Below are 12,399 nucleotides of genomic sequence, written 5' to 3' on the forward strand. Positions count from 1 at the left end.
CCACCGGGCGCCCCAGGGCCGTACAGTCGTCCCGTCCGTCTCCAACACAGCTGTAGAGAGTGGCGAGCACAGGTGGACGTGCAGAAGAAGCTCGACGAGATCGTCGCCGCGGTTTCCGGCGCCCGGTCGATGCCCATGTCGGCCTCGTGTGTGGTCAACCGCGCCGAACTGCTCTCCTTGCTGGAGGAGGTGCGCGCGGCGCTGCCCGACTCCCTCGCCCAGGCCCAGGAGTTGATCGGCGACCGGGAGCAGATGGTCGAGCAGGCCCGCCAGGAGGCCGAGCGGATCATCGAGAGCGCCCACGCCCAGCGCGGCTCCCTGATCTCCGACACCGAGATCGCCCGCCGCTCCCAGTCCGAGGCCGACCGGATCCTCGCCGACGCCCGCAAGGAGGCCGAGGAGATCCGCGCGGAGGCCGACGACTACGTCGACTCCAAGCTCGCCAACTTCGAGGTCGTCCTCACCAAGACCCTCGGCTCCGTCGGCCGCGGCCGCGAGAAGCTGCTGGGCACCGGCCCGGGCCTCGACGAGCAGGGCTACGAGGACGAGGACGCCCCCGAGCGCAGCCACGACCCGGAGACCCTGCGCCGCACCGCCGACGAGTACGTCGACGTCAAGCTGGGCGCCTTCGAGGCGGTGCTCGCCAAGACCCTGGAGGCGGTCGGCCGGGGCCGGCAGAAGCTGCACGGCCGGATCGCCTCCGACGACCTCGGCGCCCTCGCCGACGACCTCTCGACCGTCCAGCACTCCAGCGACGCCGACTACCTCGCCGACCTCGCGTCGGTCACCGACCGGGGCGCCCCGCCCCAGCAGTCCCCGCAGCCGCAGCAGCCCGAACAGCCGCAGCAGCCGTACGCCCAGCCGGAACCCGCGTACGGCTATCAGCAGCAGCCCGACGCCTACGCCGGCTATCAGCAGCAGTACGGCGGCGGGCAGGACCAGTACGGTTATCAGCAGCAGTCCGACCCCTACGCCGCGTACCAGGGCTACGACGCCCAGCAGCAGGCGTACGACCCGAACCAGGCGCACCAGGCCCAGCAGGCGCACCAGGCCCAGCAGGGCTACGCTCTGGACGAGACCAGTCTCTTCGACACCAGCATGATCACGCCCGAGCAGTTGCGGGCGTACGAGCGCGAGCGGGGTCTGTAGAGGCGGATTGGGCCGAAAGCGAATGGTCCAGTATCCTGGCTCTTCGGTCGCGTGTGCGCCTGCGTTGTCTCCGTATACGCCCGCGATCTTTGCTGCCCGGGAACCCCGCACGGCAGCGGTACCCCTGAGCTCGAAGACCGAAAGCAGGAATGACCCTGAACGCCCGCCTCGACCACCGGAACCCCCTCGTGTTCGACACGCACGAGCTGGGGCGGCGGCCCGGTGCGCTGCAGCGTCTGTCCCGTACGGTCGACGCTCCGGCGGATTTCGGGATCGCAGGGGTCATCGGAGTGCCGGAAGGCGCCCCGGTGGAGTTCGAACTCCGGCTCGAGTCGGTCATGGAAGGTGTGCTCGTCACAGGCACCGTCCGTGCCAAGGCCGAGGGGGAGTGCGTAAGGTGTCTGGAGCCGCTGGAGCAGCAGCTCGAAGCGGATTTCCAGGAGCTGTTCTCGTACCCTGACGCCGACGACCGGGGCCGTGTGATCGCGGAACCGGGCGACGACGCCGAGGACGACGAGGACCGGCTCTTTCTCGAGGACGGCCTGTTCGACCTCGAGCCGGTGCTGCGTGATGCGGTGGTGCTCGCACTGCCGATGCAGCCGGTGTGCCAGGAAGACTGCCCGGGTCTGTGCTCCGAGTGCGGAGTACGGCTCGCTGACGACCCGGACCACCACCACGATGCCGTCGACATCCGTTGGGCGGCTTTGCAGGGACTCGCCGACACCATGTCGGACGGCGAGAAGGACGAGATGAGCGGCGCCGAACCGGGCGTCGACGAGAAGCAGGAGAAGTAGCCGTGGCTGTTCCGAAGCGGAAGATGTCGCGCAGCAACACGCGCCACCGCCGGTCGCAGTGGAAGGCTGCGGTCCCCACCCTGGTTGCGTGCGAGCGCTGCCACGAGCCCAAGCAGCAGCACATCGCGTGCCCGTCTTGCGGCACTTACAACAAGCGCCAGGTCCTCGAGGTCTGAGCGGCTGGTGAGAGGCACTGTGTCCACGCCGAAGAAAAACTCTGCGGACAACCAGGCCTCGTCCCACACGCTTCTGGAAGGGCGGCTCGGCTACCACGTCGAGTCCGCCCTTCTGGTGCGTGCGCTGACCCACCGTTCCTACGCATACGAGAACGGCGGTCTGCCGACGAACGAGCGGCTGGAGTTCCTCGGGGACTCCGTGCTCGGCCTCGTCGTCACGGACACGCTGTACCGCACCCACCCCGACCTGCCCGAAGGCCAGCTGGCCAAGCTGCGGGCCGCGGTGGTCAACTCGCGTGCGCTGGCGGAAGTGGGCCGCGGGCTCGAACTGGGCTCCTTCATCCGGCTCGGCCGCGGTGAAGAGGGCACGGGGGGCCGGGACAAGGCGTCCATCCTCGCCGACACCCTCGAAGCGGTGATCGGCGCCGTCTATCTCGACCAGGGCCTGGAATCGGCGGCGGAGCTGGTGCACCGCCTGTTCGACCCCCTGATCGAGAAGTCGTCGAACCTCGGTGCCGGCCTGGACTGGAAGACCAGTCTCCAGGAGCTCACCGCGACCGAAGGCCTCGGTGTCCCCGAGTACCTGGTCACGGAGACCGGACCGGATCACGAGAAGACCTTCACTGCTGCCGCCCGCGTCGGAGGCGTCTCGTACGGCACCGGCACCGGCCGCAGCAAGAAGGAGGCGGAGCAGCAGGCCGCCGAGTCCGCCTGGCGGTCCATCCGGGCCGCTGCGGACGAGCGCGCCAAGGCGGCGGCGGAGGCCGAGGAGGTCGTCCAGGCCGCCGAAGCCGAAGCCTCCGGCAAGAGCGCCGACGCCCCGTCGGCCTCCGCCTGACGAACAGCGCGATCCGAGCGCCCGCCCCCGGGTCGGGGTCGGGCGCTCGGCGTTCGGGGCCGTCCGGCGGTGGCGCTCCGCCACACCGGTTTCTGGAGGGAGACCATGCCCGAGCTGCCCGAGGTCGAGGTCGTACGGCGGGGACTCGAGCGGTGGGTCGCCCACCGGACCGTCGCCGACGCCGAGGTACTGCATCCGCGCGCGGTACGCCGCCATCTCACCGGCGCGGACGACTTCACGCACCGGCTCAAGGGCCACCGTGTCGGAGTGCCCAGCCGCCGCGGTAAGTACCTCTGGCTGCCGCTGGAGGACACCGGCCAGTCCGTGCTGGCCCACCTCGGCATGAGCGGCCAGTTGCTGGTCCAGCCGCACACGGCGCCGGACGAGAAGCACCTGCGCATCCGCGTCCGCTTCACCGACGCCCTGGAGACCGAACTCCGGTTCGTCGACCAGCGCACCTTCGGGGGACTGTCGCTGCACGACACCACCCCCGACGGCCTGCCCGACGTCATCGCGCACATCGCCCGGGACCCCCTCGACCCGCTCTTCGACGAGGAGGCGTTCCACCAGGCCCTGCGCCGCAGGCGGACCACCATCAAGCGGGCCCTGCTCGACCAGTCACTGATCAGCGGCGTCGGCAACATCTACGCCGACGAGGCGCTGTGGCGCGCCCGCATCCACTACGAACGCCCCACGGCCGGCTTCACCCGCCCGCGCACCCTGCTCCTGCTGGGCCACGTCCGGGACGTCATGAACGCCGCGCTGTCGGTCGGCGGCACCAGCTTCGACAGCCTCTACGTCAACGTCAACGGCGAGTCCGGCTACTTCGACCGCTCCCTGGACGCGTACGGCCGTGAGGGCCTGCCCTGCCGCCGCTGCGGTACGCCGATGCGCCGACGGGCGTGGATGAACCGCTCCAGCTACTTCTGCCCGAGGTGCCAGCGCCCGCCGCGCGTCTCGTCGTAGCGGACTACTTTGACCTGCGGTTACTAGTAGCCGAAGAAGTGAAGGGCCGGGGTTCTGACCTGTGGCCGTGTGAACGATCAACGCTGCGACCTGCGACTTAGCTGTCGGCGGATGTCAGCGTTGGTTGTCGTTGAGCACCCTCGGACGGCCCAGAGACGGCCCCGCCAGTCGCCCCGGCGTGACAGGCTGGTTCAGGGCTCAGCTAGCGCCGTGGACAACGTCGCCGTTCCGCACGATCACTTGATGCCGTCCAGTGAGACCCGGACCCGGGCCGCCGTGGACCGCGTGTTCCAGGACGACGAACCCACGGAAGACGGCCCCGAGACGGCCCAGGAGCGGGATTAGGTCTCTGACCTGCGGTTATCTCAGTAGCCGAAGTTCTGGGTCCACCAAGGGCCGCCCGGGCCCATGTGCACGCCCACGCCCAGCGTCTTGAAGTCGCAGTTCAGGATGTTCGCCTTGTGGCCGGGGCTGTCCATCCAGGCCTGCATCACGGCCTCGGCGTCGGCCTGCCCCCGGGCTATGTTCTCGCCGCCGAGGCTGCTGATGCCGGCCGCCTGGGCCCTGTCCCACGGGGTGTCGCCGTCGGGGTCCGTGTGGTCGAAGAAGTCCCGCTTGGCCATGTCGTCGCTGAACGCCGTGGCCAGAGCGGTCAGCACACTGCTCGCGGTGACCGGGCTGCAGCCCACCTTGGCGCGCTCCTCGTTGACCAGCCGGAGCACCTCCGCCCCGGCGACGGCCTCCGCGGAACTGGGTGCGGGGTTGTTGGTCTTCTTCCCCGGCTCGGGCGTCGCCTTGCGGGACGGCGCCTTCTCCTCCGTCTTCTCCGGGGGCGCCGCGGGCTTCTTCTCCTGCGGCTCGCCCTTCTCCTTCTCCTCCGGGGTCTTCGTCGGCGCGGAGGCGGAGGGGGAGGGGGACGTGGATGGCTCGGCCGCCTCGGAGCGGTCGGATCCGCGGCCGACGGGGGTGCCCGCGTCCCGGCCGGGGGACTCCACGCTGCCGGACGTGCCGCCCTGCTGGGTGGGCAGGCTGGTCACCGTGCCGCCGGCCTGCACCTCCTCGCCGGGGCTGCTGCCGCCACCGAGCTTGTAGTTCTCCAGGCCGGGCACCGCGCCCGTGGCCACCGCGACCGTGCCGATGGCCACCGCGGCCGAGACGCCGAGCAGGCCGGTTTTGACCGGTGTCGCGGCCTTCTTCTTGCGCCGCCGGTGCCCGCTCGCGGGCCGGCCGATCTCGCCGGCGGAGGAGCCGCCGGGGGAGGGGAGGCCGTCGGAGGACGCGAAACCGTCGCGGACGGTGAAGCCGTCGGCCGGGAAGCCGTCACCGGCGAAGGCGGGGCCGGGCAGGTCCTGACCCGTCGAGAAGCTGGTGCCGGGGAAGCCGCACCGGGTGAAGTCCTGGGCGGCGGAGTACGCGCCGCCGTCGTCCGTCGCGTAGAGGTACGCCTCGCTCCTCGCGTACGTCTCGGCGTAGGCCTCCGGGTTCAGATACGGCGCCGTGCCCATCGTGGGCGGGCCGTCCACCCAGTCGCCCAGAAGGTCCGGACCCCCGTCGTGGGGGCCGTCGTGGTGAGCGACCCCGGTGGCGCGGTCCGTGGCGGCGCGGCCGGCGGCGGAGCGTCGGTGGCGTCCCATGTTGTGGCCTTCCTCGTCCTTGCGGTCGACTCGTCGTCGCGACCAGCACGAAACTCGATGATCACAAAACTCACACGAACGAGTGAGTTTCATATGAGATTCATGGGTGGGGACGGTACCGCATGGCGCCAGGGGCCGGAGTGCCCAGTGTGGACTTTGTCCGGTTAGGTTTCAGCCATGAGCGATGATGTGCGACTGGTCGCCTGGGTGCGGGGACATGTCCAAGGTGTGGGTTTCCGCTGGTACACCCGCGCCAAGGCCCTGGAGATCGGCGGCCTGAGTGGTTTTGCGCTCAATCTGGGCGACGGCAGGGTCCAGGTGGTGGCCGAGGGCCCCCGCGACCGCTGCGAGCGGCTGCTCGAGTGGCTCCGGTCCGGCGACACGCCCGGGCGCCTGGAGGGCGTCACCGAGATCTGGGACACACCGAGAGGCGGCTACGACGGCTTCGCCATCCGCTGATCCGGCCCGCCGGAGCGCCTCCGCGAGGCCCGTCCGGTCCGCGCCGCGGACCCCCGCCGACGAAAACGACCTGGTGATTGCGGCGAACGGCTTGCCATGGGACGCGTCGGCCGCCAAGATGATCGCCACGTCCCGAGGACCCGTGAGAGTCGCTACGCCGCCGCTTCCTGGCCGTGTGCACCCGGTTGTCCGCCAATACGGGGCGTGATCGTGTTGACCCTCAAACTTTTTGGTGAGACGCTGAAAGCCCCGCGCACCTTAGCTGTTTGGCATGGCTGAACGGCAGCACAACTCCAGGCCTGCCAAGCACCGCGGGTGCGAATCCCTCACGACCCACACCGCATCGGTCGGTCACTCAGTGTGGAGGACCATCCATCATGGCAAAGGCGCTTCTCGGTTACGTCGGCGGCTCCGACCCTCGACTCCTCGCCGAGATGCGACGGCTCCAGCAGCGTGTCCAGGACCTGGAATCCGAGCTCGTCAGGATCCAGGCCGAGAAGGACGCGCTGGCGGCTGCCGCTTCTCACGACAGGATCATGGAGAGCGTTGACGCACACCAGGCGGAGCCTGCGCTCACCTGATCACTGCACCGCTCCACAAAAGCACAGCAGTGGTTGGGCCCGCCCGTCACCACCGCCAAGCAGTCAGAATGGCAAGGGACGCCACGGCGTCCCTTCTTTCTTTCCCCTCCGCGTCCTCTGCCCCGCGAACCGAATTTCCGCGACCCCGTGCCCCCGCGCACGGCGCTCAGCGCTTGTTGTACCGCGCATCCTTTCACCGTCTTCAACATCTGGTGTGCCCTTCGCGTTCACCCGCGAAACCGCGCGTTCATGGAGTGAGACAGACCCGGCGGGTAGAGTCCGGCGGCGTGCACCTCAAGGCCCTGACCCTCCGCGGCTTCAAGTCGTTCGCCTCCGCGACCACGCTCCGGTTCGAGCCGGGAATCACGTGCGTCGTCGGTCCGAACGGCTCGGGCAAGTCCAATGTCGTGGACGCGCTCAGCTGGGTCATGGGCGAGCAAGGCGCCAAGTCGCTGCGCGGCGGCAAGATGGAGGACGTCATCTTCGCCGGCACCACCGGCCGGCCCCCGCTGGGCCGTGCGGAGGTGTCGCTGACCATCGACAACTCCGACGGCGCCCTCCCCATTGAGTACGCCGAGGTCACCATCACGCGGATCATGTTCCGCAACGGCGGCAGCGAATACCAGATCAACGGCGACACCTGCCGTCTCCTGGACATCCAGGAACTGCTCTCCGACTCCGGCATCGGCCGCGAGATGCACGTCATCGTCGGCCAGGGCCAGCTCGACTCCGTACTGCACGCCGATCCCACGGGCCGCCGCGCCTTCATCGAGGAGGCGGCCGGTGTTCTCAAGCACCGCAAGCGCAAGGAGAAGGCGCTGCGGAAGCTGGACGCGATGCAGGCCAACCTCGCGCGCGTGCAGGACCTCACCGACGAGCTCCGCCGTCAGCTCAAGCCGCTCGGCCGGCAGGCGGCCGTCGCCCGCAGGGCCGCCGTCATCCAAGCCGACCTCCGTGACGCGCGGCTGCGCCTCCTCGCCGACGACCTGGTACGGCTGCGCGAGGCGCTCAAGGCCGAGATCGCCGACGAAGCCGCACTGAAGGAACGCAAGGAAGCCGCCGAGCTGGAGTTGAAGAAGGCGCTCCAACGCGAGGCCCAGCTGGAGGACGAGGTCCGCCGGCTCACCCCGCGTCTCCAGAACGCCCAGCAGACCTGGTACGAGCTCTCCCAGCTCGCCGAGCGGGTGCGCGGCACCATCTCGCTGGCCGACGCCCGCGTGAAGAGCGCCACCTCCGCGCCCCCCGAGGAACGGCGGGGCCGGGACCCCGAGGACATGGAGCGCGAGGCCGCCCGCATCCGTGAACAGGAGGCCGAGCTGGAGGCCGCCCTGGAAGCGGCCGAGCGCGCCCTGGAGGACACGGTCGCCCACCGCGCGGAGCTGGAACGCGAACTCGCCCAGGAGGAACGGCGCCTGAAGGACGCCGCACGGGCCATCGCCGACCGGCGCGAGGGACTCGCCCGGCTCAAGGGGCAGGTGGGCGCCGCCCGGTCCCGCGCCGCCGCGGCCCAGGCCGAGATCGAGCGGCTGTCCGTCGCCCGGGACGAGGCCCGGGAACGGGCCGCCGCCGCCCAGGAGGAGTACGAGGCGCTCCAGGCCGAGGTCGACGGCCTCGACGCGGACGACGCCGAACTCGCGGAACGGCACGAGGAGGCCAAGCGGCAGCTCGCGGAGGCGGAAGCCACCCTCGCCGCCGCCCGCGAGGCGCTCACCGCGGCGGAACGCAAGCGCGCCGCGACACAGGCCCGTCACGAGGCACTCGCCCTCGGCCTGCGTCGCAAGGACGGCACCGGCGCCCTGCTGGACGCGAAGGACAGCCTCACCGGACTGCTGGGCCCGGCAGCGGAACTGCTCACGGTGACGCCCGGCTACGAGGTACCGCTCGCGGCAGCCCTCGGCGCGGCAGCGGACGCCCTCGCCGTCACCTCCCCGACCGCGGCGGCCGACGCCATCCGCCTCCTCCGTAAACAGGACGCAGGCCGAGCAGCCCTCCTCCTGACAGACACCCCGGCCGCCGCCCCGGAGCACCCCGCCGCCGACCAGTCCGACGGGCCCACCGCGACGCCCCCTAGGGGCGCGGGGAACGGCGCGCCCAGCCACGACGCCTCCGCACCCGCCACTCCTTCCGCAACCCCCGTCCCCGAGGGAGACGTCGCCGCATCCGACGCCGCGGGGGCAACCCCCTCCAGGGGCGCGGGGAACGGCGCGCCCAGCCACGACGCCTCCGCACCCGCCACTCCTTCCGCAACCCCCGTCCCCGAGGGGGACCTCGCCGCATCCGACGCCGCGGGGGCAACCCCCTCCAGGGGCGCGGGGAACGGCGCACTCGACCACAACGCCCCCGCACCCGCAACCCCCCTCCCCGCCGAGCGCCTCGTCAGCGGCCCAGCCGATCTCATGCCGGCCGTACGACGGCTGCTGCACCGCATCGTGGTCGTCGGCACCCTGGAGGACGCCGAGGAACTCGTCCACGCCCACCCCGACCTCACCGCCGTCACCGCCGAAGGCGACCTCCTCGGCGCCCACTTCGCGCACGGCGGCTCCGCAGGCGCCCCCAGCCTGCTGGAGGTGCAGGCGTCCGTGGACGAGGCCGCCGCCGAGCTGGAGGAGCTGGCCGTGCGGTGCGAGGAGTTCGCCGGGGCGCAGGAAGCCGCGTCCGGCCGCCGCCGGGAGTGCGCGGCCCTCGTCGAGGAGCTCGGGGAACGCCGCCGGGCCGCCGACCGGGAGAAGTCCGCCGTCGCCCAGCAGCTCGGCCGGCTCGCCGGACAGGCGCGCGGTGCCGCCGGGGAGGCGGAGCGGGCCGGTGCCGCGGCGGCACGGGCGCAGGAGGCCCTGGACAAGGCGCTCGCCGACGTCGAGGAACTCGCCGAACGGCTCGAGGTCGCCGAGGAGATGCCGTTCGAGGAGGAGCCCGACACCTCCGTACGCGACCGGCTCGCCGCAGACGGCGCCAACGCGCGCCAGACCGAGATGGAGGCCCGCCTCCAGGCCCGTACGCACGAGGAACGGGTCAAGGGCCTGGCCGGACGGGCCGATTCCCTGGACCGTGCCGCCCGCGCGGAGCGTGAGGCACGGGCGCGTGCGGAGCAGCGCCGGGCCCGGCTGCGCCACGAGGCCGCCGTCGCCGGAGCGGTCGCCGAAGGCGCCCGCCAACTGCTCGCACACGTCGAGGTATCCCTTGCCCGCGCCGCCGAGGAGCGCACCGCCGCCGACGCCGCCAAGGCCCGCCGCGAGCAGGACCTCGCCCGTGCCCGCTCAGAGGGGCGCGATCTCAAGGCGGAACTCGACAAGTTGACGGATTCGGTTCACCGCGGCGAGGTACTCGGCGCCGAGAAGCGGCTGCGGGTGGAGCAGCTGGAGACCAAGGCGCTGGAGGAACTGGGTGTCGAGCCGGCGGGGCTGGTGGCGGAGTACGGCCCGCACCAGCCGGTGCCGCCCTCGCCCCCCGCCGAGGGCGAACAGCTTCCGGAGGACCCGGAGCACCCGCGCAACAGGCCCCGTCCCTTCGTGCGGGCCGAGCAGGAGAAGCGCCTGAAGGCCGCCGAACGCGCCTACCAGCAGCTCGGCAAGGTGAACCCGCTCGCCCTGGAGGAGTTCGCGGCGTTGGAGGAACGCCACCAGTTCCTCAGCGAGCAGCTCGAGGACCTGAAGAAGACCCGCGCGGACCTGCTCCAGGTCGTCAAGGAGGTCGACGAGCGCGTCGAGCAGGTCTTCACCGAGGCCTACCGGGACACCGCCCGCGAGTTCGAGGGCGTCTTCTCGCGCCTCTTCCCCGGCGGCGAGGGCCGGCTGGTGCTGACCGATCCCGACAACATGCTCACCACGGGCGTGGACGTCGAGGCGCGTCCGCCCGGCAAGAAGGTCAAGCGGCTGTCGCTGCTCTCGGGCGGTGAGCGGTCCCTGACCGCCGTGGCGCTGCTCGTGTCGATCTTCAAGGCGCGGCCCAGCCCGTTCTACGTCATGGACGAGGTTGAGGCCGCCCTCGACGACACCAACCTCCAGCGGCTGATCCGGATCATGCAGGAGCTGCAGGAGGCCTCGCAGCTGATCGTGATCACGCACCAGAAGCGCACCATGGAGGTCGCCGACGCGCTCTACGGCGTGTCCATGCAGGGTGACGGCGTCTCCAAGGTCATCAGCCAGCGCCTGCGCTAGAACGGCACAAAACCTTCAAGTCCTGAACGATCTGTACCTCGCCGTGTCTCCGAACTCATAGACCCGGGCCTATTGACTTCAAAAGTTGAAGACATAGTCTCTGCAATGTTGTTTTTACCTTCAGGTACCGTCAGCTGGACCTCGAAGGGCTGACCCCCCATCCGGCGACGCTGCCGGTGGCCCGAGGAGTACACGTGACCAGCACCACGCAGGCACAGACATCAGGAGCCGGGACGGCTCAACCCGAACATCTCGGGCACGTCATCTTCATCGCGGCGGCCGCCGCCATGGGCGGCTTCCTCTTCGGCTATGACAGCTCCGTGATCAACGGTGCCGTCGAGGCCATCCGCGGTCGCTACGACATCGGCTCCGCCGCGCTCGCCCAGGTCATCGCCGTCGCCCTGATCGGCTGCGCCATCGGCGCCGCGACCGCCGGCCGCATAGCCGACCGCATCGGCCGCATCCGGTGCATGCAGATCGCCGCGGTCCTGTTCATCGTCAGTGCCGTCGGCTCCGCGCTGCCCTTCTCGCTGTACGACCTCGCCTTCTGGCGGGTCGTCGGCGGCTTCGCCATCGGCATGGCCTCCGTCATCGGCCCGGCCTACATCGCCGAGGTCGCCCCGCCCGCCTACCGCGGCCGCCTCGGCTCCTTCCAGCAGGCCGCGATCGTCATCGGCATCGCCGTGTCGCAGCTGGTCAACTGGGGCATCCTCAACGCCGCCGAGGGCGACCAGCGCGGTGAGCTCCTGGGCCTGGAGGCCTGGCAGCTCATGCTCGGCGTCATGGTCGTCCCGGCCGTCCTCTACGGCCTGCTCTCCTTCGCCATCCCCGAGTCCCCCCGCTACCTGATCTCCGTCGGCAAGCACGAGCGCGCCCGGCAGATCCTCGAAGAGGTCGAGGGCAAGGGGATCGATCTGGACGCCCGCGTCACCGAGATCGAGTCGGCGATGCACAGCGAGGAGAAGGCCAGCTTCAAGGACCTGCTCGGCGGCAGCTTCTTCTTCAAGCCGATCGTCTGGATCGGCATCGGCCTGTCGGTGTTCCAGCAGTTCGTCGGCATCAACGTCGCGTTCTACTACTCGGCGACGCTGTGGCAGTCGGTCGGCGTCGACCCGTCGGACTCCTTCTTCTACTCCTTCACCACGTCGATCATCAATATCGTCGGCACCGTCATCGCGATGATCTTCGTCGACCGCATCGGCCGCCGGCCGCTCGCGATCATCGGCTCCGTCGGCATGGTGATCGGCCTCGCGCTGGAGGCCTGGGCCTTCTCGTCGGACCTCGTGGACGGCCGGCTGCCCGCCACCGAGGGCTGGGTCGCCCTGATCGCCGCGCACCTCTTCGTCCTCTTCTTCGCCCTGTCGTGGGGTGTCGTCGTCTGGGTCATGCTCGGCGAGATGTTCCCCAACCGGATCCGCGCCGCCGCCCTCGGTGTCGCCGCAGCCGCACAGTGGATCGCCAACTGGGCCATCACCGCGAGCTTCCCCTCGCTGGCCGACTGGAACCTGTCGCTCACCTACGTGATCTACACGGTCTTCGCAGCGCTCTCCATCCCGTTCGTCCTCAAGTTCGTGAAGGAGACGAAGGGCAAGTCGCTGGAGGAGATGGGCTGACCAGCGGTCCGCCAAGACCGGGGAGAAGGGCTCAA

10 protein-coding genes are annotated in these 12,399 nt (G+C 70.5%); 9 read left to right on the forward strand and 1 reads right to left on the reverse strand.

The window, feature by feature from the left end:
- Positions 1–72: 72 nt before the first annotated feature.
- The 5 genes from AB0L56_RS13090 (at position 73) to mutM (ending at position 3,923) form a co-directional block, all read left to right on the forward strand.
- The gene (locus AB0L56_RS13090) at positions 73–1,149 is read left to right on the forward strand and encodes an ATP synthase F0 subunit B (protein ID WP_365422377.1); all 1,077 of its coding nucleotides are present in this window, start codon (positions 73–75) and stop codon (positions 1,147–1,149) included.
- A gap of 149 nt (positions 1,150–1,298) precedes the next feature.
- Positions 1,299–1,943 (forward strand): DUF177 domain-containing protein, encoded by a 645-nt coding sequence (locus tag AB0L56_RS13095; RefSeq protein WP_361024675.1) that lies wholly within the window; start codon positions 1,299–1,301, stop codon positions 1,941–1,943.
- Positions 1,944–1,945: 2 nt separating this feature from the next.
- Entirely contained in the window at positions 1,946–2,119 is a 174-nt protein-coding gene (gene rpmF, locus AB0L56_RS13100) for a 50S ribosomal protein L32 (protein WP_003951102.1), read from the forward strand.
- 19 nt (positions 2,120–2,138) lie between these two features.
- The gene (gene rnc / locus AB0L56_RS13105; RefSeq protein WP_361024672.1) at positions 2,139–2,957 is read left to right on the forward strand and encodes a ribonuclease III; all 819 of its coding nucleotides are present in this window, start codon (positions 2,139–2,141) and stop codon (positions 2,955–2,957) included.
- Positions 2,958–3,062: 105 nt separating this feature from the next.
- Entirely contained in the window at positions 3,063–3,923 is an 861-nt protein-coding gene (gene mutM / locus AB0L56_RS13110) for a bifunctional DNA-formamidopyrimidine glycosylase/DNA-(apurinic or apyrimidinic site) lyase (RefSeq protein ID WP_365422380.1), read from the forward strand.
- Positions 3,924–4,288: 365 nt separating this feature from the next.
- Here mutM and AB0L56_RS13115 read toward each other — a convergent pair whose 3' ends face one another.
- Positions 4,289–5,557: a CAP domain-containing protein gene (locus tag AB0L56_RS13115; protein ID WP_365422383.1), complete on the reverse strand. Its 1,269-nt coding sequence runs from the start codon at positions 5,555–5,557 to the stop codon at positions 4,289–4,291.
- Between the two features lie 177 nt (positions 5,558–5,734).
- On the opposite strand from AB0L56_RS13115, the gene AB0L56_RS13120 reads away from it, so the two are divergent.
- The 4 genes from AB0L56_RS13120 to AB0L56_RS13135 all read left to right on the forward strand — a co-directional run bounded on the left by AB0L56_RS13120 (position 5,735) and on the right by AB0L56_RS13135 (position 12,364).
- The gene (locus tag AB0L56_RS13120; RefSeq protein ID WP_365422386.1) at positions 5,735–6,016 is read left to right on the forward strand and encodes an acylphosphatase; all 282 of its coding nucleotides are present in this window, start codon (positions 5,735–5,737) and stop codon (positions 6,014–6,016) included.
- Positions 6,017–6,393: 377 nt separating this feature from the next.
- On the forward strand, positions 6,394–6,597 hold the full coding sequence (locus tag AB0L56_RS13125) for a hypothetical protein (RefSeq protein ID WP_030824772.1): 204 nt from the start codon (positions 6,394–6,396) through the stop codon (positions 6,595–6,597).
- 287 nt (positions 6,598–6,884) lie between these two features.
- Entirely contained in the window at positions 6,885–10,751 is a 3,867-nt protein-coding gene (locus tag AB0L56_RS13130; RefSeq protein WP_365422390.1) for an AAA family ATPase, read from the forward strand.
- 194 nt (positions 10,752–10,945) lie between these two features.
- Positions 10,946–12,364 carry a sugar porter family MFS transporter gene (locus AB0L56_RS13135; protein ID WP_361024656.1) on the forward strand — a complete coding sequence of 473 codons (1,419 nt, stop codon included), beginning with the start codon at positions 10,946–10,948 and terminating at the stop codon, positions 12,362–12,364.
- Positions 12,365–12,399: the final 35 nt, after the last annotated feature.

Source organism: Streptomyces sp. NPDC052079, assembly GCF_040680275.1.
In the GTDB taxonomy this organism is placed as follows: domain Bacteria; phylum Actinomycetota; class Actinomycetes; order Streptomycetales; family Streptomycetaceae; genus Streptomyces.